This is a genomic window from Pelotomaculum propionicicum, assembly GCF_004369225.1.
Taxonomy (GTDB): domain Bacteria; phylum Bacillota; class Desulfotomaculia; order Desulfotomaculales; family Pelotomaculaceae; genus Pelotomaculum_B; species Pelotomaculum_B propionicicum.
Genome location: NZ_QFFZ01000011.1, coordinates 60,910 through 84,243 on the forward strand (window position 1 = coordinate 60,910; position 23,334 = coordinate 84,243).

Consider the following 23,334-nt stretch of genomic DNA (forward strand, 5'->3'; position numbering starts at 1 on the left):
TTCTATACTAATAAAGCCACATTATGGACAGTGTTAATTATTTTTCTTTCAGGCCGGCCTTTTCTTTCAACCTGGCCACTTCTTCTCCTCTGAGATGGCGGTACTGCCCCGGCCGCAAGCCTACAAGATCAAGGCCGCCGAACCTTATTCTTTTCAAGCGGAGGACCGGGTGCCCTATATGCTCGCACATCCGCCTCACCTGGCGGTTGCGCCCCTCGTAAATGGTGATTTCCAGCAGCGCGTTGCCCTCTCTTTCTCCCGTGAGGCGCACCCTGGCCGGGGCGGTAGGACCGTCCTCCAGCGTCAGGCCGCCGGCCATTTGCTCCAGTTTCACCTGCTCCGGCACTCCTGCCACCCGGACCTGGTAGGTCTTGGGGACCCGGCGCCCGGGGTGGGTTAAAGCATAGGTCAGATCACCATCGTTGGTAAGCAGCAGCAGCCCTTCGCTGTCGTAATCAAGCCTGCCGACCGGGTAGACCCTGCCGGCGCCTGGTTTCAAGAGATCGGTTACTTTTTTGCGCCCCTTTTCATCACTCATGGTAGTGATATAACCGCGGGGCTTATACATCAAAATATAATGTTTTTGTGTCTCTGCCAAAAGCGTTTCGCTGCCAAGCTGTATTTTGTCTTTGGCGGGGTCCACCTTGGCGCCAAGCCGGCTGACCACTTTGCCGTTCACTTTTACTATACCTGAAGTGATCAGCTCTTCGCAGCGGCGCCGCGAGGCCACCCCCGCCCTGGCCATGAATTTTTGCAGCCGTTCCATAGAGATCTCCATTCCTTAAAAGATTTAAGGACATATCGAATGTCCTTAAAAATTTAACAGAAATAGGCATGGGTTGTCAATTGCAGCCAGGCTGGCCTAAAACATTGTCCTGACAATAAACACAGAGGCAGACAGCGTGGTAAAATCGGCCACCAGCCCTAAAAACACCGAATACCTGTACTTTTTGATACCGACCGAGCCAAAATAAAGGGTTAGAACATAAAAGGTGGTGTCACAGCTGCCCTGCATGGTGGACACCAGGCGTCCTAAGAAGCTGTCCGGCCCGTAAGTTTTTATTATATCTGAAGCTATGCCCAGCGCCGCCCCGCCGGACAGCGGGCGCATGATGGCGTGGGGCAGCACCTCCGCCGGCAAACCGATAAAATTAAGGGCCGGGGAAAGCGCGGCCACCAGCACTTCCATCGCCCCCGAGGCCCGGAAAATACTTATAGCCACGATCATCGCCACCAGGTACGGGATGGTTTTAATGGCTGTGGCAAAACCTGCTTCCGCCCCATCCACAAATGTTTCATATACCTTGACACCGCGCAGGACGGCAATCACAGGCACGACCAGGAGAATGACCGGTATGGCCCAGCGGGACAGTTCGGCGACAATCTCCAATCTGACCTCACCTCCTGCCGGAATAGATCAGGCGCAGCACCCGGTCCACAATAACGGCCGCGACCATGCTGAATGCTGTGGCCATGATGGTCGGCCCCACTATGTCCGTAGGGTCGGTGGAGCCGTAAAGCAGGCGGATACCTATGATCGTGGTGGGGATTAAAGTAACGCACGAAGTGTTTAAGGCCAGGAAGGTGCACATCGCTTCCGAAGCGGTATCGCTGTCCCGGTTCAGGCTTTGCAGCTCCCGCATGGCGATCAGGCCCATCGGTGTGGCGGCGTTGCCCAGCCCCAGGATATTGGCGCTGAGGTTCAAGACAATGGCCCCCATAGCCGGGTGGTCTTTAGGCACGCTGGGAAACAGAAAGCGCAGCACCGGGCGCACCAGCCAGGCCAGAGCCCGGACCAGGCCGGACTCCTCGGCCAGCTTCATAATGCCCAGCCAGAAAGTAATGATGGCTATCAGGCTGATCGAGATCTTGACCGCGCTGTTCGCGCCGTCCAGGGCCGCTTTGGTTATAACCTCAATGTTGCCGTTGACAGCTGCCACGATGATGCCGAAGACAATCATACCCAGCCAAACGAAATTTACCATAAAAATACCCCCGCCCCCAGGGTTGTCTATTATATCACTATGAAAAAAAGGACGTGAATATTACAAATAATGGGAGAGAAGGGTGTTTTGGAAGAAATGAAAAACCTGCTAAGCTAGTCAAGCAAGCGCTTTTTAAACACACCGGCCAATCCTGTCCTGGCAACCTTTTCCTTGATGGCGGCCGCATCTGTCGTATACAGTCCCAAATCCCGCATCCGCTGAAAGTAGACTGAGCCGGAGAAGGTGTACTTTTGCCCCAGGCCTGCCGGTGTTTTCATTTCTTCGTGCATATAGGAGATGATATCGCCGCAGGCCAGTTCAGCCGGCAAAGAAAGCGGCTCTTTGCCGTCTATCAGCCGTACCGCGTTGTGCCCGGCCAGGAAGCCGGTGACTATGGCCTCTGTATGCCCGACAATCAGGCCGGTTTTTTCGCCGGCGCAAAACAAGTTAGCCACGCCCGGTACCCGCAGGCTGTCATCGCAGGGAGCAATGGCCATAAAGCGGACTGAGTTACCCCTGCCGCCGGAGTAAGGATCAGCGTAGCGGGCGTCTTTAAAACCATCCAGGGTGCGGAGGATTTCCAGGGGAAAATACGGGGTCATGAGCTTGGCGTGCCCTGTGTCCAGGATAATCAGGTTTTCAAAAAAGTCGCTGGTAGCGTACTGCTGGCAGGCTTTTCTGGCCAGCTGTTCGGCTTTCTGCAGGTGCGGCGGCAGCGGCATGACCAAAACACCTTTGTTTTCTAATTCTTTAACCAGCGCCGCGGCTAAGGACTTTTTGTCCAGCTTGCATGACCCGCTCATCGCTTCAAAATGGGGAAATCCCTCCCCCGCCCTGATTTCCTCGACTCCGGCACTGGCTGTGAAGCTTACTCTGGGGCCGAAAGTGGGGCAGCGCAGGATGCACATGGCGCACCCGGTGCCAAAACGGGTACAGTTGGCGGCCGGTCCAGCGGTACCGGTACAGTCCACATAAACGTCGCCTTTGACCGTTTCTCCATCAGCAGTGGTTATATCTGTTATCAGGTTGTTTTGTTTGGCGACGGAGACAACTCTTTTCTGCAGCTTTAACTGCACACCGCGGGACAACAGCAAATTTTTGACCGCTGGCTCGATCCTGGTCACATCGTACAGCATGGCGTGGCGGTGCCCCGGAAAGTCGACCCTGCGGTGGGTCGCGGCCTCTTCAATAACCCTTATGAAATCACCGGCGCCAAGCGCCCGCACCTCTTCCAGGGCGGTGAAACGCCCGTTGTTGCGCATAATCCCGCCGACCAGTCCCGTGCCCAGCAGCATGTCTGTTTTCTCCAGCAGCACTGTCCTGGCCCCGGCCGCCCTGGCCGAGTATGCCGCCGCGCACCCGGCCCAGCCTCCGCCCACGATGACGACAACCATAGCAAAGCCACTCCCTTACAGGACAGTATATTCAAAAGCCTTACTAAAGGCTTCACCTGTTTACCAATAAAAGGCTTAACATGAAATAGATGTTTGGCTTAGCGCAAAGAGGGGATATGGCAAACCCATATCCCCTACAAAGTAGAAATTAATTTAATTTGAATCCATTGCAACATTGTTTAAATAAATTCTCACCTACAACTTATAACTTTATAAAAATTTTTTACTTACTTTTTCGCCGTTATATGAAAAGAGGACCGGCTTGTTGTCAAGCACTGTTTCCAGGTGCGACGGCCTGCCCCATAAGGTGTAAACATGGGGCAGTGTTTTTTCAAGGTAAATCACGTCTAGTTCGGTTCCCTCAAAACTGTGCTTTAAATACAACTCGCCCCGCTTGTTGAAGTCCCCGTCCTGCACCAGTATGTACGGGTAGCCGCAGTTGGTGAGGCTGTTGACAATGCCGTCCCGCACCGTTTCCCATTCCTTGTCTGAGATTTTCCACTCGTAACCTGTCTTCTTGTATAAATACAGGTCCAGTTCGTCGATCAGTTCCCTGGTAAGGTAATTGCGCAAAAAAGATATGTCATTTTCCTCCGCCCGCACTTCAAAAATCTTTTCCCTGCCGTCACCGCCGGGGCGGCCCAGCTTTTCTTTTTCTTCCGGGGACGGGTTATCCCACCTCTTTTCTATGTCCTCAAATATCTTCAGTCCAAGGTGATAAGGATTTATGCGGGCGCGTGAGGTCTGGATGATCCCGGAGTGCATTTTGGCGAATTCCAGAGCTTCCGCCTCGTCAAGATCAATCTCGCGCATGATCCTGAGGTGCCAGTACGTGGCCCACCCCTCGTTCATTATTTTAGTCTCCATCTGCGGCCAGAAATAGAGCATCTCATGGCGCACTACCGACATAATGTCGCGCTGCCAGTCCTCCAGCTCTTTACTGTGCTGGATTATAAACAACATCAGATCCTTTTCCGGTTCTTCCGGAAATTTTTTTGCCTGTTTACATTTGTCGCAGTCATTTTCCTGCTTCTCGTCCAACAGCCAGAGGTCGTCGTAAGGAGTTTCGGGAGCTGTTGCCCGGCAGCTTTTTTGCTGCCGCGGGGATTCAGATTTCTTATTTTTGACTCTGACCCTCGGTTCCACATGCTCCTGGATGGCTATAACAGCATCAATAAACGTCTCGACCCGGTCGTGGCCGTACTTGAACGCATAGCCCCGGAAGCGCTCCGCCGCCGCCGCCATGGATTCGACCATGTCTCTGGAAGTGTTTTTAAAATAAGCGTTATTCTTGAAAAAATCACAGTGCCCCAGGACGTGGGCCATGACCAGCTTGTTCTGGATCAGGGTATTGCCTTCCAACAAAAAAGCGTAGCAGGGGTTGGAGTTAATCACCATCTCGTAGATGCGCCCGAGGTTGTAATCATACTGGGTCTTCATTTTATGATAAGATTTGCCAAAGGTCCAGTGTGAGTAGCGGGTAGGCATGCCGTAGGCCCCAAAGGTGTAGATGATATCAGCCGGGCAAATTTCAAAATACATATCGTAAAAATCCAGGCCGTAATCCCTGGCCTTGGCGGTGATCTTCACCAAAGCTTGTTCCAGCAGCTTTATTTCTTCTTTTGGGTTCATCAGTTCATCCCTCCTGGATATACAATATGCCGGCAAGAAATTTTAATTGCCAACCCCGCCAAAAACAACGAGGCAAACGGGGGGCGGTTCTTGTTGTAGCTGGCCTTTTGAGACGTGAGAAGTGAGACGTGGGCCGTGAGAAAAATAAATCGTAGGCCGTAAGGTGTGGGTAGGGCGTAGGTATGCATGAAGATTCATATGGTCAAAAAAGCTGAGAAGCAATGCAGGATACCGACGTCCCACCTCCGACGACCGACGACCGAAACCGTAGGTGCGACTTCAGTCGGCTAAGGTCAGGGGACACACCTCAATTTCAGGTATTCCTTTTACTGACGAGGTATGTCCCCACTGGAATGTTCGGATAAATCCGAACCTACATATTTAGGCCAGAAGGGAAAAGGAGCAAATCAGCTGTGATCTGCTCCTTGGGGTTAAAAATAATTATTACCTAATTGATGTCGTTTTTACTGTGGAACTGTCAATTCAGTGGCAGAGCTGACATCCGGCGCGATAAACGCACCGCCGAGGCCGCTGATGCTCATGTCTCCTTTAAACCTCATGTCCATTTTCATCTGGCCCGGTTCCCCTGACGCCCCGGCCTGCGGATTGTCCAGGGTTATGATCATGCGGCCGTCAAATTTAATGATATCGCTGATTAGTGTTTCCTTGTTGATCAGCACAGAGTAACTGTAATCAAACTGGGCGTTCTCCAGGAGCTTCTGCATGACAGCCTGCATTTCAGCAGGATTGGCAGGCGCTCCCTGCGGCAGGCTCTGCACAGCCTGCTGTAATATTTTTTCGTAACCCTGTTTGAATTTGTCCATATCCATGGTCGCGTTAACCACGTAATAACCAGTGCCGTCCACCACGGTATCATTGCCGAAGTTCAAGAGAATGCCCATTTCCTTCAACAGTGCCGCTGCTTTTAAGGGATCGGACTGGATGTCCTGCTGCTGTTGCCAAAATTCGGGAGAAAAAGGCATGGGTGATGCCATCCAACCCTGTCCCGGCGCTTTGATGTACATTTTTTCCTGGGTCATGAAAACTTCCACTGTTGTTTCCTGATTAGTCCCTCCGGCGCCAGGCATGGTTATGATTTGATTCATATATACCTGCAGCGGTTTGTTTTGGATCTGGCCGGTTAATTTGGTGGTCATACTGCGCGGCGCCTGCCTATCAGCCTTGCCGTCCGTGGTCAGGTCCAAGCCAATATTGACCAGGCCTTCCATGGAATAAGTGTTGTAAACAAGGCTGGCCTCTGTCGACTTAGCCAGCAGGTCGGACACACTCAGACCGTCCCTGGTTTCAGAGCGGGTTAAAGTGACCAATCTTTTTTCAGCGTCCCAGCCGACTTCAAAACCAAAGGCGCTGCTGACCGCGCGGAGTGGAATTAAAATACTGCCGTCTTTATTGACCGGTTCAGCCGGCAGCGATACGGACTTGTCCCCCAGTATTGCTTCCTGCGAGCCCAGGGTCATTTGCATAGTGGTCCCATTCTCAGTAATTGTGACAGCATCAGCGGATGAGTCCGTATCAGCGCCGGCAAGGCGGGCATAAACATCAACAGGAATCATACTGATACTGTTTTCAAGACTGAGTCCGGGCGCGGGCACTATATCTCCGTTGACCTGGAGCTGCGGGTTCCCGGCCGCGAAAGAGGGGAATGAAGTAACTGCAAGAAGCATCAAGAAAATAATAGCCACAAAGAGTTTTCTTTTCATAATCCAACAACCTCCAGTAATTTTTTTACCCCAAAATTAAGCCTCGCACCTCCTTTGACGCAAGCGGGCAAAATTATCCTCTTAGATTATAACACATTCAACTTCAACGTTGTGACAGGTCCAGGCAAACAATTATTGGGATCCAAATAAAAAAGGCAGGTCAACCAGAACTTCCAGCTGCCTGCCTGAACTCTTTTTAACTTGACGCCTGGCCGGGCTGCTGGGCAAAGAACTTTTTCAAGGCCGGATAGACACCGCTTTTGTCTTTAATCGTCACACAGGTAAACTTGTTATTCTGCACCTTTTTAAAAGCCGTGCGCAGTGTGCTGGTATAGTAGTACGGCCCTTCGATCTCCCCGTATCCCACCATGTTGCATACCTCGAGCAGAGAGTTGATGGTTTTGACACAATTTTCATTATCCGATGCCAGGTTATCCCCGTCCGAGAAATGAAAGGCATAGATGTTGTAGTCGCTGGGGCTGTACCGCTTTTCAATGATCTCCAGGGCCAGCCTGTAAACTGATGAGCAGCGGGTGCCGCCGCTGGCGCCCTTGGTGAAAAACTCCTCTTCCGTGGTTTCTTTGGCTTCGGTGTGGTGGGCCAGGAACACGATATGAACATTGTTGTACTTGGTCCGCAGAAAGCGGACCATCCAAAAGAAAAAGCTGCGGGCGATATATTTTTCAAATGGCCCCATTGATCCTGAAGTGTCCATCATCGCCAGGACCACGGCGTTGGATTCGTATTTATAGGTAACCTCCCATGTTTTAAAGCGCAAATCTTCAGGTGTAATTGTCAGCGGGTCAGTGCCGCCTTTGACGGCGTTGCGCTTGACAGCCTCCATGATGGTGCGCTTACGGTCAATGTTACTGGATATGCCCTTCTTGCGGACGTCCTTGAATTCCAGGGAATCGGCAGCCATTTCCGGCTTCTTTTTCTGCTCCAGGTTGGGCAGCCCCAGGTCCTCAAAAATCATTTCGGCAAGTTCGTCGACAGTGATATCCGCTTCATAGTAGTCGACCCCCGGCTCATTCCCGGCCCCCTTGCTTTTGCCCGGCCCGTGCTGGGGCTCGCTGAAGATGACGTCGCCCTGTTTGCTGTCCCCCTGCCCCTGGCCGGCATGCTTCTGCTTGCCGAAGTCGAAACGGAAATGGTATTCATGCAGGGAGCGGATAGGCACCTTAACTATCTTACGGCCGTCGTGCATGATAATGCTTTCCTCACTCACGATGTCCGCCAGGTTTTTTTTAATAGCCTCCCGCACTTTTTCCCTGTGCCTCTGCCGGTCCATCTCACCTTTGCGGTGCAGCGACCAGTCCTCTCTCGAAATGATAAAACTTGACCCAGGCATGCGCACCACCCCCTAGCGGTTAAGCAGGCTGCCGATGTACTTGAGCAGCTCGTTGGCGCAGTTGGGACAGTACCCGTGGTCGGCGATCAGCCTGGCGCTGACCTGGTTGATCCTCTTTAACTGCTCGACATCCGGCGTCTTGGTGGAAGTGGTGATTTTCACAACATCCTTCAAATCGGCGAAAAGCTTTTTCTCAATGGCTTCCCGCAGGCGCTCGTGCGAATTATAATCAAAGCGCCTGTTTTTGCGGGCATAACTGGACAGCCTGATCAGTATTTCCTCACGAAAAGCTTTCTTGGCGCTCTCTGAGACACCGATCTGTTCCTCAATGGACCTCATCAATTTCTCGTCCGGGTCTAGTTCTTCGTCAGTAATCGGGTCTTTCAGCTTAACGCCGTTGCAGTACGCCTCAACATTATCCAGGTAGTTGTCGAATAAAACTTTGGCTGACTCCTCATAGGAATATACAAAAGCTTTCTGCACTTCTTTTTTGGCCATTTCATCGTACTCTTTGCGGGCTATAGAAATAAAATTGAGCAGGCGGTCTTTTTCCTCCTTGGTGATTGATGCATGCTGGTCCAGGCCTTCCTTCAGGGCGCGCAGGACATCCAGCGGGTTGATGCACTGGGTGGAAGTCCGGATCAGGGCTGAAGAAAGCCTGTTAATCACGTAGCGGGGGTCAACACCGCTCATACCTTCGTCAACAGCTTCCACCTGCAATTCGTTCAGGTCCTTCTGCTTGAAACCTTCCACATCCTCACCGTCGTAAAGCTTCATTTTTTTGACCAGGTCCATACCCTGCTTTTTAGATTCTTTCAGCCTGGACAGGACCGAAAAGATGCTGGCTACCCGCAAAGCGTGCGGCGCGATGTGAATGTTGCGCAGGTCACTCTGCTTGATCAGCTTTTCGTAGATCTTTATTTCATCGCTTACTTTCAAGTTATACGGTATCTTTATTACGATGATCCTGGACTGCAGGGCCTCATTCTTTTTATTGCTGATGAAACTCTTGTACTCGTTTTCATTTGTATGGGCCACGATCATCTCGTCCGCATAAATGAGCGCGAAGCGCCCAGCCTTAAAGTTGCCTTCCTGGGAAAGGCTGAGCAGGTTCCAAAGAAACTTTTCATCACACTTCAGCATTTCCTGGAACTCCATCATACCCCTGTTGGCAATGTTCAGTTCCCCGTCAAAACGGTAGGCGCGGGGGTCGGATTCGGAACCGTACTCGGTGATGGTGGAAAAGTCCATACTGCCGGTAAGGTCGGCGATGTCCTGTGACTTCGGGTCAGACGGGGTAAAAGTGCCTATGCCCACCCGGTTGTCTTCGGATAAAAACACTCTCTCCACCGGCACCTTTTCAATATTGCCTCCGTACTCCACATCCACCATCATGCGGCAGGAAGGGCAAAGCTCCCCTTCAATATAGATATTGTAAAGTTTTTGGAATTCCTCTCTTAATTCCCTGGGAATCAGGTGCAGGGGCTCCTCGTGCATAGGGCAGCCCTTGATCCCGTATAAAGCTCCTTCGTCTGTCCTGCTGTACCTTTCCAGGCCCTTTTTCAGCATTGCCACCAGGGTTGATTTGCCGCCGCTTACCGGGCCCATCAGCAGCAGGATCCGCTTGCGCACGTCCAGGCGCCGCGCCGCCGGGTGAAAGTATTCCTCAACTAACTTCTCCAGGGTCTTTTCCAGTCCGAAGAGCTCGGAAGAAAAGAAATTGTACTGCTTTGACGCCTCTTTCTCTTCAACCCCGGCAAACTTGATCATATTATAAATCCTGGCGTGGGCAAGTTGGCAGACATCAGGCCTTACACTGACAAGCTCAAGGTAATCTTTGAAAGATCCTTCCCAGGCAAGCTGCTTTTCCAGGGAACGGTATTCTTCTATACGTTTCAGGAAATCCATAGTTTCACTCCTTCTCTAACAGTTTCAAAACCTGCCGACTTCCACTTCAGGCGGGAACTAAAACTAGAACGAATACTACATTATATGCGAAACTGGCAAAAAGAAGAATGTGAGCGGCCTGTACGGGCGTCCGGTTTACATATAATGTCAATTTTCAAAAATATTTAGTCCCCATTTATTACTTATATAAGGTATTAATTGCAAATAAAAAAAGCCACAAAAAACTGCGGCAAAATTAACTGGGTTGGTGGCCCCTGGCTTATAAATTAAGGCAGAGGGCAATTTTTAAGAGAATTTAGATTCTGAAAATTTTTCTGCCGATGCGAACATATATTCTATTCTCGCGACTGGCACAGGTCAAAAGAAGGACTTAAAATATTATAAATAAAAAACGCCACAGGAAATTGTGGCATTTTTTATATCCATGATTACCTTTGACTACCAGTTCACCGGCACCACTACTTTATCCAACTCTCTGCCGTCTTTCGGGCTGATCCAGAATACTTCCAACTCGCCGCGCCCTGGTGAGGGAGCGTTAAAGGCAAGCGATTTCTCAAACTGGCCCCTGCCGGGCGCCCCCTGTGTGGCTGTCGTGAAACTTTCGGCTATGGTCTTGCCGGATTCATCTTTGAGCCTCATGTTGACTGTAGCCTCAAAAACCATGGCGCTGCCGGCCACCTGCAGAGGCGACCCCACTTTCTGGTTGGACGCCGGGCTGGTCACCCAGATGGCGGGCTCTTTAACCACTGACACATCTCTAGAAAAAGGCTGTTCGTACAACCCGACGTGCCCCCACCAGTCCATGGCCGCCTGGTCCACTTTACCTTCCACCATAAATGAGACCTTCTTAATCTCGGGGAATTCCGTCAGCGTGTTGACTATGCTCTGAATACCCAAGGCTTCCCCGGAGGCGCCCGTGTTAGCCCTGAGTACTTCTTGTGAAAAATCCACTGTCGCCAGGCCGTCATTAATGTTGATGCCTTTAATCTTGGTGGCGGCCGGCAGCACCCGTGCCGCGCCGGGGCTGACCGGGTTGGCGTTAATCAATTCTTCCAGCGCCGCCCTGGCCACTTCCTTGGTGGGAGGGACCTGGTGCACCTCTCTGACCAGGTAGGCGTCTTTCTCGGTCATTTTGACATAATAGACAGCCACATTCAGCTTTTGTTCTTCCGGCGCCGCCGCGTTTTCCTGAGAGGGAACCGTCTCTTTCTTGCCGATGGTGGTACAGGAGGCGGCCAGGAAAGCTGAAATCGCCAGCGTCAGCGCCAGGAAACATGATATCACCAGAAACCTTTTAACTTTTTGGTTCACAGTAACACCTCCTTGCATCTATATTAAATATTCCACAGGAATAAAAAAAACCCTCTAATACTTACATCCGCAAGCCCAGCCTGTCCAGCATGACCCTGCGGGCGGACTCTTCCAGGCTGTCATCCAATTGTTTCAGATGATACTCCATACCCCTTCTCTTTAACGCCAGGCTGATCAACCTGTCGGTAAGCCCGCTGTTTTTGGGCAGCAGCGGCCCGTGCAGGTATGAGCAGTACACATTCTTGTAGCGCGCTCCCTCCAGCCCGTCACTGCCGTTGTTGCCGCTGCCGCATAGGACTTTCCCCAGAGGCTTGACAGAGCGGGTGTAAGTGCGGCCGGAATGGTTTTCAAAACCAACCACCTTCAACGGCTTGCCGCCAAGTTTAACTTCGACAACCAGGTTTCCCACCAGCCGCTTGCTGCCCGCCGTGGTATACAGGTCGAGAATATCCAGGCAGGGAATTTGTTTGCCTTCAGCTGTCTGGTAGTACTTGCCGAGAAGCTGGTACCCCCCGCAGATGGCCAGCACCACCAGCCCGCCTTCAATGGCGTCCTTTAACCGGTCTCTCCGTTTCATCAAGTCGGCGGCAATCAGGTTTTGCTCGCGGTCGGAGCCGCCGCCGAGAAAAACAAAGTCGTAATCTTTAAATTCAATTTTATCGCCCAGGCTGATGCTCTTTATTTTCACGGGGATGTTGCGCCATTCGCAGCGCTGCCGGAAGGCTATAATGTTGCCGCGGTCCCCGTACAGGTTCAGTAAATCAGGATACAGATGGCATGCGCTGATCATCGGCGTTCCCCTTCACGGCCAGGAATTCCAGTATCTTGTGCGCCGGCCACAAGGCAGTATAAGTGGGAAAGAGATAACAGGCCTGCGCGGGGCCTGACAGCACCTGCTCTATAGCCAGGCGCATATTGTTATTGACTGTAATCTTTTCAACCGGGACACCCGCGTATTTAAGGCGCAGGGCCATTTCTTCCGCGCGCCTGCCCGAACAGATAAAAGTTTCAAATGCCTGGTGTTCTCGGCCCAGCAGCTCAAAGTCAACATCCCAAAGCCATGATATATCCCTGCTGTCCGCGTAATTGTCATTGACGGCAATAAACACGTCTTTCATTCCTTCAGCGTCGCAAAGAGCGGCTAATGCTTCGTTAAACCCGGTAGGGTTCTTAACCAGGTTTAAATAAACCGGTTTCCTTTTATAGGTGAACCTTTCCATGCGGCCGAAAACCGGCTGGTATTTCTTCAGGCTGTTCAGAATGGTCCTGACGTTGATACCCAGGTGCAGACCAACTGTGAAAGCAGCCAGGGCATTGTAAAGGTTATAAAGTCCAAGCGCCTGAATAACCAGGGAGGCCTCACCCTTTTTATACCTGATCCTGCAGCAGTTCACGTTGCTTTTGGAGACCGTACCCAGGGCTTCAACCTGGAGCTCAGGCCTTTGAAAAACGCAGTTCGGACAGTAATAAGTGCCCAGCTGCCCGTAGTTAAAAAATTCGTAGACCAGCGCAAAGCCGCAGCAGGGGCAAAACTTTGCTTCTCTGGTTTGCGTATTGGTCTTCCTGGCGAGCTCATATCCGGAAAGCCCGTAAAAGATGGCCGGCAGGCCGGTTTTACCCCGGAGTTGAGCCACCAGGGGATCATCGGCATTTAACACCAGGGTGGTCGACTTTTTTAGCTTTTGTAAAGAATCATTGATCACACCGATGATCTTATCCAGTTCCCAGTAACGGTCCAGCTGATCCCGAAAAAAATTAGTAAGAAGCACTACTTTGGGGTTTGTCTCCTCCAGGACTGCCGGCATGGAAGCTTCATCCACCTCAAGCACGGCATAATCACAGTCAACATGCGCGCTGACCGCGGAATTAGCCACGAAACCGGCGGTAACCCCGCTGATCATATTCGAGCCTTCCCGGTTGACGATAACCTTATAGCCGGCGTCCCCAAGTACTCCGGCGATCATATTGGTGGTTGTGGTCTTGCCGTTGGTGCCGCTGACCACAATGATGCCCCTGCGCACCTGGGCGGACAGGTCTATTAAGGCGGCCGGGCAGATCTTGCGGGCGACCAGTCCAGGCAGGGAAGTGCCCCTGTAGCCACAAGCGCGGCTGAGCCTGGCAGCGGCTTTTCCTGCTAAGATAGCTGCTGATAACCTGAATCCCAAATTAATGCTCCTCTTTCATCTAAATATTAGACGCTTTAAAACTATGCCCCGGTTCAATTTGTCATACATGGCCGAAAGCTTCAAGCGCTTTTTTTGGTATAGTAAGAAACACCGCCGCGCTCTTCCCTGGCAGCCAGCTCTTCTTCCACCAGATAATCCAGGTGGGCAAATATTTCAGAGATGCCGAGATAGATTTGAAAGCCCCTGATTTTGGGGTAAAACTCCCGCATTAACTGGTAAGTGTTTAAAGGGCGTCCTGTCAGTTTGGCGAGACAAGCCTCCAACCGCCGGGCATGGTGTTTCTGAGCATTTACCATTGTTTCCGCGCTGTTATCAATAGTTTTACCATGTCCTGGCAGGATTAGCCCTATCTTCATCATTTCCACCCGCCTGAGCCCTGCCAGGTATTGCCGCAAAGCAGGCGTCCTTTTGCTGTAATCAGCCGGGTCAGCTTCCATCACCGGGTTGGGTGTGATATGTTTGAGTATGAAGTCTCCGGCCAGCAGTATACCGCTGGCCTGCTCAAAAAGACAAATATGGCCGCTGGAGTGCCCCGGCAGATGCAGGACTGTGGCTGTGCCTCCCGTAAAGTCAAGCTCTTCCCCGCCATGCACCAGCACCACGCCTGATTCCGGCAGCACCGGCTTCACTACCGGGTCCTTATCCTCAAAAATCTCGTTCAGAACATTTTCCGGTATGCCTGCTTCTGCCAAAAATGGCAGCCTCTCATGGTAATATATGTAATCCTTCTGCAGTTTGCGCTCTTCCGATTTGTGGACATAAATCTCAGACCCGGCCTGTTCATTGATCCACCTGGCCAGACCGCTGTGGTCGGAGTGACTATGGGTGATGACAACCCTGCTGATATCCTGCAGGCCGATACCCAAAGAAGACAGGCCTTCCAGCAGGCCCTTCCTGGCCTCCTCAGTCTCCGGCCCGGGGTCGACCAGAGTGCAGGGATGGTTTTTAATCAGGTAGGCGTTGGTAGGGCCCGGGACGTAAGGTGTGGGCACTGAGATAGTGTGTATTTCCAGCATGGTTTTCTCCTCAAAAAGTGATTTTGAATTTGGTGAACTCTCCCCAATACTTTTCCCAGGCCACCTCTACATCCGAAACCTCTGCTTCCGGCGGCCCCTGGCGGCACCAGGCAATCAGTTTTTCAACATTATCCCGCTCACCTTCAAAAAGACCTTCCACACTGCCGTCCGGCCTGTTTTTGACCCAGCCGGTTACTCCCAGCGCCAGCGCCTGGTCCCGCGTTTCCGCCCGGAAGTATACCCCCTGGACCATGCCGCTGATGATGACATGCGCTCTTACATTTGCCATTTCTTCTCCTCCTGTTAATCCTATTCATCACAAAAACTATTATAACAAAAAACGGTAAAAATTTGCAATCATGCTAATTCTTACCGGTGATACATATTATGAGAAGGCTCTTGTCCCCTTCTGATTTATTATACAATCAGTCCACTGGGCGAGCAATAGTTTGGTATGTGAGTCATAGATTATAGTGGAGCAATGTCAATGGAAAGGGGACACACCTCTTTGGTTTGATGACGGCAAAAGTTTGTCTGTGTTGAGAAAAGTTATCTGACAGTGTAGCTGGTTTACTGTATGAATCAAGGAATGTCCCCAATGGAATGCCCTTGATTGGAGAGGGGGGGTTGGATTGATTAGAAAACCAGCTGCCTTGAAGGCTGGTTCTACCCTGGGGATTATCGCTCCCGCCAGCCCCTGCGGCAACCCTGACTTTATAGCCCGAGGCAAAAAGACACTGGAGGAAATGGGCTTCAGGGTGGTCCTTGCGCCTAACGCCCTGAAAAGCGACAGGTATTTAGCAGGCACCGACAGCGAAAGGGTTGCCGACCTCCACCGCATGTTTCTTGACCCGCGCATCGACGGCATCCTCTGTTTGCGGGGAGGATACGGCACGCTTAGGCTCCTGCGCCAAATAAATTACCGGATCATCAAGAGCCGGCCGAAGGTACTGGTTGGTTACAGCGATATCACCGCGCTGCAGCTGGCGATCTGGCAAAAAGCCGGCCTGGTAACCTTTTCCGGCCCTATGCTGGCTTCTGACTTTGGGCTGGAACCGGGCGATTTTACAGTGAACCACTTTTATCAAGCCCTAACCAGTTATCACCCTTTAGGGCCGGTGCCGGCGGCACCTGGCGCCATGACTCACACAATCTATCCCGGCAGGGCGCGCGGCCGGCTGATCGGGGGCAACCTCTCCCTGGTGGCCGCGACGCTGGGCACCCCTTATGAAATAGATACCAGGGGCGCCATACTTTTTCTGGAGGAGGTGGGCGAAGAGCCTTACCGGGTAGACCGCATGCTCCGGCAGCTTTACCTGGCCGGCAAGCTGCACAAAGCCGCCGGGGTTGTCTTTGGGGAATTTGTCGACTGTGAGGCGGGCGATAAAAGCGCATCTTTCACCTGTGGGGAAATAACAGCCGACCTGTTTAACCGCCTGAAAATCCCTTGTTTTTACGGCCTGGGCCCGGGGCACGGCGCCTCTAAAGTAACAATGCCGCTGGGCGTGAAAGCTCAAATAGACGCGGGCCGGTGCCAACTGGTTATAATTGAACCAGCAGTAGTTGCACCATTTAAATAAGGTAAATTTATCATAAAATAAATAAACTTTTTAATGACAACACTTACAGCTTGTGATAAAATAACTATTGAGCTGGGGAAGCCCCAGGAGTTAGAGGAGACTAAAACCGACAATCACATACGGAGGTGAGCTGAGTATGAGGTGAGCTGAGGCGAGGCAAGCTGAGTGTTTTTTTATTTTGCAATCAGGCCGGGCTCACGCCCGGTTTTGTTATTGCAGGGACTAATCTTAAATTTTAATTTATCAGGAGGTTTTCATAAAATGTCCAACACCCAATCAATTGAAACTGACAGCTTTATTTCCACCGGTTCGAAAATGGTGCGCTCCAAGCAGCTAGCCGTGGTGGCGGTGCTGCTGGCCATCGGCGCTGTGCTGCGCGCAGTTACACCTCCCATTGCCGGAATCACACCAAACTTCGTTATAGCCATGTACTGCCTGGCCATCCTGCTGCTCCGCCCGAATATCGGGGGCGCGTTGGGTATCGGCCTGGTCGGCGGCGCCGTGGCAATGATCTTCTCCAAGTCACCCATCCCCTACCTGAACCTGATCTCCGAACCGGCCGGCGCGCTGGCCTGCGCTCTTATTGTCAGCTACCTGCCGGAATTCTCTGTGAAAAACTATTCATTCAAGCCTATTCTGGCTGCGGCTATAGGCACTCTGGTAAGTGGCCTTTTGTACATCACACTTAACTTTAAATTCGCGCTGAACCTGCCGCCCGAAAAAATGATGGTTGCCTGGAACGCGGCCTTTATTACCGTAGTAATACCGGTAACTGCAATCAATGCGGTTTTAAACCAGATTTTTTACGCTCCTGCTAAAAAATTCCTAAAAATATAGCATGCGAGGGATACAGGCATGGCCATTCTGGAGATCAAAAACTTCACTTTCCGCTACCCCCAGGCCGCGCGGCCGGCGCTTAAAGACATCAGCCTGAGCGTAGCCAAAGGGGAATTTGTCGGCATCACCGGGCCGACCGGGGCGGGCAAGACCACCCTGGCCTGCTGCCTGAACGGTATTATTCCCCACTTTCAGGGGGGCGAGGCCACCGGCCGGATCGAACTCGACGGCTTATCAATTTTCAATAAAAGCACCGCCCAGATTTCCCGCCTGGTGGGCAGCGTCTTCCAGGACCCGGAGGCACAGATCATCTCCTCCGAAGTGGAGCAGGAACTGGCCTTTGGACTGGAGAACCTAGGCTTCGCGCCGGTGGAAATGGAGAAGAGAATTTCAGAAGTCCTGGAGCTTGCAGGCATCCCGGACCTGCGCCACCGCTCCACCATAGGGCTCTCGGGCGGGCAGAAACAAAGAGTGGCCATCGCCTGCGCCCTGGCCATGCGGCCGGAAATCCTGCTCCTGGACGAACCTACATCTGAACTCGACCCGGTGGGCACCGAGGAGGTTTTTCAGGTGCTCAGCCGCCTCAACCATGAACACGGGATCACAGTGCTGGTGGTTGAACAAAAAACAGAGCAGTTGGCCGCCCATGCCGGTAGGATCCTGGTTCTGGACGACGGCGCCCTGGTCATGGACGGAGAGCCGTGGCAGGTCTTTGCCAGACAGCGGGAACTGCAGGCAATTGGCGTGAAAATACCCCAGGTGACTAAACTGGCGGGCATGCTGGGGGGCAGCGACAAATACTCCCTGCCCCTGACCGTGGAACAGGCCCGTATCTATATCGAAAGGCTGGTGCGAAGCTGATGACAGCAGCCAGGCAACCCCTGATCAAAGTTGAAAACCTGACCTACCAATATAACGGCGCGCAGCCGGTGCTGAAAAACATTTCACTGGAAATCGGCAGGGGCGAGTGCCTGGCTGTCATTGGACAAAACGGCTCCGGCAAAACAACCCTGGTAAAACATTTCAACGGCCTGCTCAAGCCGTCATCCGGACGTGTGTACATCAACGGCCGGGACACAGGACCTCAAAAGGTTTCCACCCTGGCCCGCACAGTCGGTTATGTCTTTCAAAACCCCGACCACCAGATCTTTCACGACACGGTCGGCAAAGAAGTGGCCTTCGGCCTGAAAAACCTGCGGCTGCCGGCTGAAGAAATTGAACGCCGGGTAAACGAAGCGCTGGAAGCGGTGGGGCTTACCGGCCACTACGCGACTTATCCCTTTAACCTGAGCAAAGGCCAGCGGCAGCGGGTGGCCCTGGCCTCCGTACTGGCCATGCACACCGAAGTGATTGTTTTGGATGAACCGACCACCGGCCAGGATTACCGGGAGTCGGTCCAGATCATGGAAATGGTAAAAAATTTGCATGAAAAAGGCCATACCATCGTCTTTATTACCCACGATATGTCCCTGGTGGCGCGCTACGCCGCCAGGACAGTGGTCCTGTGTGAGGGTGAAATCCTGGCTGACGCTCCGGTGCGTGCGGTATTCGCCCAGCCGGAACTTCTGGCCCGAAGCTACCTTAAGCCACCCCAGATCACTCTCCTGGCGCAGGAACTCGGCAAGCGCGCCATCCCTCCCGACGTGATCAGCGTCAGAGAAATGTATGACCTGCTGCAGAAAGCGAGGGCTGATAAAATTGGCTGCTGCGGTTGAATATATTCAAAAAGATTCGCCGGTCCACCGGCTTAACGCCGCCACCAAGATTTTCTGGGCGCTTTTCACCCTGGCCTGCGGGCTTTTGTTTAACGACTACCGCTACCTGCTGGGCCTGCTGGCCTCAGTGCTGCTGGTGGCGGCGGCGGGGCGCGTCCTCAAAAACCTGCTGCCGGCGATCACGGGGTTGTCGGTATTCGCCCTGATCCTCCTGCTGATCCAGGCCCTCTTCTACGACCAGGGGCAGGTTATTTTTCACCTGATCCCTCAAACCAGCTACCTGCCGGTCACAAATTATGGTATCCTATCAGGAGTGGCCATGGCCGCCAGGATGCTGTCACTGGTGCTGAGTTTTCTGGTACTCCTCGCCACTACCCGGATTCAGGATATGGTGCTGACCATGGTGGAAAAATTTAAAATGCCCTATGATTACGCCTTTATGTTTATGACCACCCTGCGGTTTATCCCCACTTTTCTGGGTGAGGTCAGGCAGATCACTGACGCTCAGAAGGCCAGGGGTCATGCCGTGGAAGGGTTTAACCCTTTCAAAAAAATCCGTTCGTACGCCCCAGTAACCGTGCCGCTGGTGCTGATCTCATTAAACAAGGCGGAAAACATGGCGATGGCCATGGAAACAAGGGGTTACGGCGGCGGGCGTCGAACTTATTTTAAAGAGCCTAAAATGCGCGGCGCTGACTACCTCCTTACTGCTGTTCTGCTGCTGCTGCTGGTGCTGGGTGTCACAGCCCGCGTTAAAGGCCTGGGCGTCATGTGATCAAAAGACATAGTGTTACTCCCCCTCACTCACCAGGGAAACACCATGCCTGTATCCGCCAAGCATATCTCAAGGGGGGCTGTTTTTGGCTTTAAAACTACTAATGGGCAATGAAGCAATCGCGCACGGCGCCGTTGAAGCCGGCGTGCAGGTTGCCGCGGCATATCCCGGCACACCTTCATCGGAAATCCTGGGGACCCTGGCCGGTATGGCCAGGGCTAACGAGTTTTACGCGGAATGGTCGGTCAACGAAAAAGTGGCCCTGGAAATAGCCGCCGGCGCGTCATACGCCGGGGCGCGGGCACTGGCGGCCATGAAGCAGGTGGGGCTTAATGTGGCCTCGGACCCGCTGATGAGCCTGGCCTATATTGGCGTGAAAGGCGGTCTGGTAATTGTGGTGGCCGACGATCCCGGCCCGCACAGTTCCCAGACTGAGCAGGACACGCGCAGGTTCGCCCAGCTCGCCAAACTGCCCGTCCTGGACCCGGCTGACCCGCGGGAAGCCAAAGAAATGGCCAAATGGGCCTTCGAACTTTCAGAGAGACTGCTGCTGCCGGTGATTCTGCGGCCTACCACCAGGACCTGCCACGCCTGCCAGGACGTTTTCATCGAGGATGGGCCGGGAGAGCGCCGGCAAACCGCGGGTTTTGTGAAAAGCCCCAACTGGGTTATTTTCCCCAACCTGTCCGCCCGCAAACACATCTGGCTGAACGGGCAGCAGGAAGCCGCCAGAAAAATTTTCGAACAGTCACCTTTCAACCAGTTAACCATCAAGGAAAACTCCGCTTACGGCGTTATCGCCTGCGGCGTCAGCTATAACTATGTGCAGGAAGCGCTGCTGCTGGCGGGGCTGGAAGCTTCCGTGCTAAAAATAGGCACTCCGTATCCCCTGCCCCACAGCGATGTGCTGGAACTGCTCAAACACGCCGAAAAAGTCCTGGTAATCGAAGAACAGGAGCCCGTTGTGGAAGACCAGGTCATTTCGCTCGCCTGGCGTCACCGCCTGTCAGCGGGCATATCAGGCAAAAACGACAGCCTGGTGCCGCGTGAAGGTGAATTCAACGTCGACCGGGTAAAAACATTTATCGAAAAGTTCTTTAAGACATCGCCTGCTGCGCAGGAGACCGCGCCTTTGCCGGAGCTGCCCCTGCGGCCGCCCGTGCTCTGCGCCGGCTGCCCGCACCGGGCTTCGTTCTTTGCTTTTAAAGAAGCCGCCAAAGATAAAGATGTGATATTTACCGGAGACATCGGCTGTTATACGCTTGGCGCCATGCCGCCGCTGCGCGCCGCGGACACCTGCCTGTGCATGGGCGCCAGCATTACCATTGCCACCGGGCTGCACCATGCCGAGCCGGGCCGCCGGCAGGTGGCTTTTCTGGGGGACTCCACTTTCTTCCACACCGGTATTCCGGGGCTGATCAACGCTGTGCACAACCAGGCGGACATTACAATAGTGATTCTGGACAACAGCACCACCGCCATGACCGGCCACCAGTCCCACCCCGGACTGAGCCGCACCGCCACGGGAAGTTCCGCCAAAAGCGTGGATATCGCCGGCCTGGTCAAGGCCTGCGGGGTTGAATTTGTGCGTGAGGTCGACCCCAACGATCTCAAGGCGGCTATGGCGGCAGCCAGCGAGGCCTTGAGCTATCCCGGGCTGTCTGTGGTGATTATGAAACGCGAGTGCGTGGCGCTGGCTAAAAAAGGCCGGCCCTACGCTGTAAACCAGGAAATCTGCGTCGAATGCGGCGCCTGCCTGGAGGAACTGGGCTGCCCGGCGATGGGAAAAGCCGGCGGCAGGCCTGAAATCTCCGCCAGCTGCACTGGATGCGGTGTCTGCGCCCAGATCTGTCCGGTTGAGGCGATAACGGAGGTATTATCATGAAGCTGGATATTGTTATAAGCGGTGTCGGCGGGCAGGGTTCAGTACTGGCGTCCCGGGCGCTGGCGCTGGCAGCTATGGAGAACAACCTGACGGTGCGCACCTCGGAGGTCATCGGCATGGCCCAGCGGGAGGGTCCCGTGACCAGCCACGTGCGTATGGGCGACCAGCTTTACGGAGCGATCATACCGGATCATGAAGCTGACTTTTTGCTTGGACTGGAACTGGCTGAAACAGTCCGGGGTTTAAATAAACTAAAGCCGGGCGGGACGGTTATCGCCAGTACTTCCGCCATTGTGCCCGTCTCAGTGCAGCTTGGGCTGTCCAGTTATGATCGGGAAGCTTTTATAAGTGTCCTTGAAGAGCGGGCGCAACGGGCTGTTTTTCTGGATTTCGACCACCTGGCAAGCCAGGCCGGCCATCCCAAAACCGGCAATGTGATCATGCTGGGCGCGTTTGCGGCGCTGCCGGGACTTCCCTTTTCACCGGACCAACTGCTGCAGTCTGTGCTCAACCTGATTCCGGCCAAGTTAAAAGATATCAATAAACGAGCGTTCGAAATTGGGCGCCTGGCTATGGAGGTAGCTTAAAATGTCTCTGGCTGTACCTAAGAATTCAAACTCATTTATGGAAAAAATATTTTCAGAACAAGGGGAAAAACTGAGCTGGTTTGTCCCGCACCTTTACGAAAACTCTCCTTTCTACCGCCGGAAGCTCGGCGAAGCCGGGATTGACCCTTACAGTGTCCGCACAGTAAAGGATCTGGAACAGCTGCCTTTTACCACTAAAGAAGAGCTGCGCACAGGCTACCCGCTGGGGTTGATGGCGGTACCCGAGGAGCAGGTTGTGAGAATCCACTCCTCATCCGGCACTACCGGCAAACCGGTGATTGTGCCATACACCGCCAACGATGTGGCCACCTGGGCTGAAATGATGGCCCGCTGCATGGCCCTCACCGGGGTAACCAGCAGGGACCGCGTCCAGGTAACACCGGGCTACGGCCTGTGGACGGCGGGGATCGGCTTTCAGGCGGGAGTGGAACGCCTGGGCGCCATGGCCATCCCGACCGGGCCGGGCAACACGGAAAAACAGATCGAAATGATGCTTGACCTGAAAACAACCGTACTTTGTTCTACCTCCTCCTACGCGCTGCTGCTGGCGGAAGAAATCCACAAACGGGGCCTGCTGGACCGCATCAGCCTGCGCCTGGGTATAATCGGCTCGGAGCGCTGGGGTGATAAAATGCGCGCCAGGATCGAAGAAATGCTCGGCATTGAGACGTTTGACATTTACGGGCTTACAGAAATATACGGCCCGGGCACATCCATCGACTGCCCGGAACATTGCGGCCTGCACTACTGGCACGAGCACCTGCTATTTGAAGTTATTGACCCGTCCACGGGCAAACAGCTGCCGCCAGGTGTGGAAGGCGAGCTGGTGGTAACCACGCTGACCAAGGAGGGTATGCCCCTGCTGCGCTACCGCACCCGCGACATCACCAGGATCCTCCCCGACAGGTGCCCGTGCGGCAGCCCCTACCCCATGCATGCCAGGATCCTGGGGCGCACAGACGATATGATCAAGATCAAGGGGGTAAACATTTACCCCGGCCAGGTGGACCACGTGCTGAAGATCACCGATGGAGCCGGCAGCGAGTACCAGATTATTGTGGCCAGGGACCAGGGGAAAGACAATATCCTGGTCAAGGTCGAGGGCGAACAAGACTGCAGCTTTGAAGAGGTCGCCGACCGGCTGCGCAAAAATATTAAAACCAGGGTCGGGATCCTGGCGGACGTGGAAGTCGTCCCGCACGGCTCCCTGCCGCGCAGCGAGAAAAAGAGCAAAAGGGTTTTCGACTATAGAGACTGCTAGATCGAGTAAGGTAATGCTGCAGTAATTTTCTGCAGCATTATCTCCGGGTAGAAGGGCCACCATTTGGTGGCCCAACCCCCACGGAACCCGGCGTGCGGATTTCCCGCACCGGGCTCTTCAGAAATTGGCTCACAGCATTGCGTATGCTTTTAATTCCGTATATGGTATT

The 23,334-nt window shown here is 53.3% G+C and carries 21 protein-coding genes; 8 read left to right on the forward strand and 13 right to left on the reverse strand.

Going from position 1 to position 23,334, the window contains the following annotated elements:
- Positions 1-37: 37 nt before the first annotated feature.
- The 13 genes from Pmgp_RS07070 to Pmgp_RS07130 all read right to left on the reverse strand — a co-directional run bounded on the left by Pmgp_RS07070 (position 38) and on the right by Pmgp_RS07130 (position 14,793).
- Positions 38-766 carry a pseudouridine synthase gene (locus tag Pmgp_RS07070; protein ID WP_134213292.1) on the reverse strand — a complete coding sequence of 243 codons (729 nt, stop codon included), beginning with the start codon at positions 764-766 and terminating at the stop codon, positions 38-40.
- A gap of 96 nt (positions 767-862) precedes the next feature.
- Positions 863-1,390, reverse strand: a complete 528-nt coding sequence (locus Pmgp_RS07075; protein ID WP_134213293.1) for a spore maturation protein — start codon at positions 1,388-1,390, stop codon at positions 863-865.
- A 7-nt stretch (positions 1,391-1,397) separates the two neighbouring features.
- Entirely contained in the window at positions 1,398-1,985 is a 588-nt protein-coding gene (locus tag Pmgp_RS07080) for a nucleoside recognition domain-containing protein (protein WP_134213294.1), read from the reverse strand.
- 113 nt (positions 1,986-2,098) lie between these two features.
- A complete protein-coding gene (locus Pmgp_RS07085) occupies positions 2,099-3,379 on the reverse strand; it encodes an FAD-dependent oxidoreductase (protein ID WP_134213295.1) in 1,281 nt (426 codons plus the stop codon).
- A 210-nt stretch (positions 3,380-3,589) separates the two neighbouring features.
- A complete protein-coding gene (locus tag Pmgp_RS07090; protein ID WP_134213296.1) occupies positions 3,590-5,011 on the reverse strand; it encodes a SpoVR family protein in 1,422 nt (473 codons plus the stop codon).
- Between the two features lie 464 nt (positions 5,012-5,475).
- Positions 5,476-6,732 (reverse strand): copper amine oxidase N-terminal domain-containing protein, encoded by a 1,257-nt coding sequence (locus Pmgp_RS07095; RefSeq protein ID WP_134213297.1) that lies wholly within the window; start codon positions 6,730-6,732, stop codon positions 5,476-5,478.
- Between the two features lie 196 nt (positions 6,733-6,928).
- Complete coding sequence (gene yhbH / locus Pmgp_RS07100) at positions 6,929-8,083, reverse strand: sporulation protein YhbH (protein WP_134213298.1); 1,155 nt, start codon at positions 8,081-8,083, stop codon at positions 6,929-6,931.
- A 12-nt stretch (positions 8,084-8,095) separates the two neighbouring features.
- A complete protein-coding gene (locus Pmgp_RS07105; RefSeq protein ID WP_134213299.1) occupies positions 8,096-9,991 on the reverse strand; it encodes a PrkA family serine protein kinase in 1,896 nt (631 codons plus the stop codon).
- A 438-nt stretch (positions 9,992-10,429) separates the two neighbouring features.
- Positions 10,430-11,302 carry a Gmad2 immunoglobulin-like domain-containing protein gene (locus Pmgp_RS07110; RefSeq protein ID WP_243119762.1) on the reverse strand — a complete coding sequence of 291 codons (873 nt, stop codon included), beginning with the start codon at positions 11,300-11,302 and terminating at the stop codon, positions 10,430-10,432.
- Positions 11,303-11,363: 61 nt separating this feature from the next.
- A complete protein-coding gene (locus tag Pmgp_RS07115) occupies positions 11,364-12,092 on the reverse strand; it encodes a type 1 glutamine amidotransferase (RefSeq protein ID WP_134213301.1) in 729 nt (242 codons plus the stop codon).
- Positions 12,064-13,467 carry a MurT ligase domain-containing protein gene (locus Pmgp_RS07120; RefSeq protein WP_134213302.1) on the reverse strand — a complete coding sequence of 468 codons (1,404 nt, stop codon included), beginning with the start codon at positions 13,465-13,467 and terminating at the stop codon, positions 12,064-12,066. The genes Pmgp_RS07115 and Pmgp_RS07120 overlap by 29 nt, the downstream gene beginning before the upstream one ends.
- Positions 13,468-13,547: 80 nt before the next feature.
- Positions 13,548-14,504, reverse strand: a complete 957-nt coding sequence (locus tag Pmgp_RS07125; protein ID WP_134213303.1) for an MBL fold metallo-hydrolase — start codon at positions 14,502-14,504, stop codon at positions 13,548-13,550.
- 10 nt (positions 14,505-14,514) lie between these two features.
- Positions 14,515-14,793, reverse strand: a complete 279-nt coding sequence (locus Pmgp_RS07130; protein WP_134213304.1) for an acylphosphatase — start codon at positions 14,791-14,793, stop codon at positions 14,515-14,517.
- Positions 14,794-15,136: 343 nt separating this feature from the next.
- Between Pmgp_RS07130 and Pmgp_RS07135 the strand changes: the two genes are divergently transcribed.
- The 8 genes from Pmgp_RS07135 (at position 15,137) to Pmgp_RS07170 (ending at position 23,165) form a co-directional block, all read left to right on the forward strand.
- Entirely contained in the window at positions 15,137-16,084 is a 948-nt protein-coding gene (locus Pmgp_RS07135; protein ID WP_243119763.1) for a S66 peptidase family protein, read from the forward strand.
- Between the two features lie 261 nt (positions 16,085-16,345).
- Positions 16,346-16,921, forward strand: coding sequence for a tryptophan transporter (locus Pmgp_RS07140; RefSeq protein WP_134213306.1), 576 nt, complete (start codon positions 16,346-16,348; stop codon positions 16,919-16,921).
- An 18-nt stretch (positions 16,922-16,939) separates the two neighbouring features.
- Complete coding sequence (locus tag Pmgp_RS07145) at positions 16,940-17,782, forward strand: energy-coupling factor ABC transporter ATP-binding protein (RefSeq protein ID WP_134213307.1); 843 nt, start codon at positions 16,940-16,942, stop codon at positions 17,780-17,782.
- The gene (locus Pmgp_RS07150; RefSeq protein ID WP_134213308.1) at positions 17,782-18,636 is read left to right on the forward strand and encodes an energy-coupling factor ABC transporter ATP-binding protein; all 855 of its coding nucleotides are present in this window, start codon (positions 17,782-17,784) and stop codon (positions 18,634-18,636) included. The genes Pmgp_RS07145 and Pmgp_RS07150 overlap by 1 nt, the downstream gene beginning before the upstream one ends.
- The gene (locus Pmgp_RS07155) at positions 18,620-19,411 is read left to right on the forward strand and encodes an energy-coupling factor transporter transmembrane component T family protein (RefSeq protein WP_192902836.1); all 792 of its coding nucleotides are present in this window, start codon (positions 18,620-18,622) and stop codon (positions 19,409-19,411) included. The genes Pmgp_RS07150 and Pmgp_RS07155 overlap by 17 nt, the downstream gene beginning before the upstream one ends.
- 103 nt (positions 19,412-19,514) lie before the next feature.
- Positions 19,515-21,296: an indolepyruvate ferredoxin oxidoreductase subunit alpha gene (gene iorA, locus Pmgp_RS07160; protein ID WP_134213319.1), complete on the forward strand. Its 1,782-nt coding sequence runs from the start codon at positions 19,515-19,517 to the stop codon at positions 21,294-21,296.
- Entirely contained in the window at positions 21,293-21,883 is a 591-nt protein-coding gene (locus Pmgp_RS07165) for an indolepyruvate oxidoreductase subunit beta (RefSeq protein ID WP_134213310.1), read from the forward strand. Before iorA ends, Pmgp_RS07165 begins: the two co-directional genes overlap by 4 nt.
- Positions 21,884-21,920: 37 nt before the next feature.
- Complete coding sequence (locus Pmgp_RS07170; protein ID WP_427910020.1) at positions 21,921-23,165, forward strand: phenylacetate--CoA ligase family protein; 1,245 nt, start codon at positions 21,921-21,923, stop codon at positions 23,163-23,165.
- Positions 23,166-23,334: the final 169 nt, after the last annotated feature.

What these genes read in the sequence shown, in the direction of transcription:
- Pmgp_RS07170 (WP_427910020.1), top strand. Translation starts at nt 21,921, where the DNA reads ATGGAAAAAATATTTTCAGAACAAGGGGAAAAACTGAGCTGGTTTGTC.
- Pmgp_RS07070 (WP_134213292.1), bottom strand. Translation starts at nt 766, where the DNA reads ATGGAACGGCTGCAAAAATTCATGGCCAGGGCGGGGGTGGCCTCGCGG.
- Pmgp_RS07165 (WP_134213310.1), top strand. Translation starts at nt 21,293, where the DNA reads ATGAAGCTGGATATTGTTATAAGCGGTGTCGGCGGGCAGGGTTCAGTA.
- Pmgp_RS07140 (WP_134213306.1), top strand. Translation starts at nt 16,346, where the DNA reads ATGTCCAACACCCAATCAATTGAAACTGACAGCTTTATTTCCACCGGT.
- Pmgp_RS07145 (WP_134213307.1), top strand. Translation starts at nt 16,940, where the DNA reads ATGGCCATTCTGGAGATCAAAAACTTCACTTTCCGCTACCCCCAGGCC.
- Pmgp_RS07150 (WP_134213308.1), top strand. Translation starts at nt 17,782, where the DNA reads ATGACAGCAGCCAGGCAACCCCTGATCAAAGTTGAAAACCTGACCTAC.
- Pmgp_RS07115 (WP_134213301.1), bottom strand. Translation starts at nt 12,092, where the DNA reads ATGATCAGCGCATGCCATCTGTATCCTGATTTACTGAACCTGTACGGG.
- Pmgp_RS07090 (WP_134213296.1), bottom strand. Translation starts at nt 5,011, where the DNA reads ATGAACCCAAAAGAAGAAATAAAGCTGCTGGAACAAGCTTTGGTGAAG.
- Pmgp_RS07095 (WP_134213297.1), bottom strand. Translation starts at nt 6,732, where the DNA reads ATGAAAAGAAAACTCTTTGTGGCTATTATTTTCTTGATGCTTCTTGCA.
- iorA (WP_134213319.1), top strand. Translation starts at nt 19,515, where the DNA reads ATGGGCAATGAAGCAATCGCGCACGGCGCCGTTGAAGCCGGCGTGCAG.
- Pmgp_RS07085 (WP_134213295.1), bottom strand. Translation starts at nt 3,379, where the DNA reads ATGGTTGTCGTCATCGTGGGCGGAGGCTGGGCCGGGTGCGCGGCGGCA.
- Pmgp_RS07125 (WP_134213303.1), bottom strand. Translation starts at nt 14,504, where the DNA reads ATGCTGGAAATACACACTATCTCAGTGCCCACACCTTACGTCCCGGGC.
- Pmgp_RS07105 (WP_134213299.1), bottom strand. Translation starts at nt 9,991, where the DNA reads ATGGATTTCCTGAAACGTATAGAAGAATACCGTTCCCTGGAAAAGCAG.
- yhbH (WP_134213298.1), bottom strand. Translation starts at nt 8,083, where the DNA reads ATGCCTGGGTCAAGTTTTATCATTTCGAGAGAGGACTGGTCGCTGCAC.
- Pmgp_RS07130 (WP_134213304.1), bottom strand. Translation starts at nt 14,793, where the DNA reads ATGGCAAATGTAAGAGCGCATGTCATCATCAGCGGCATGGTCCAGGGG.
- Pmgp_RS07080 (WP_134213294.1), bottom strand. Translation starts at nt 1,985, where the DNA reads ATGGTAAATTTCGTTTGGCTGGGTATGATTGTCTTCGGCATCATCGTG.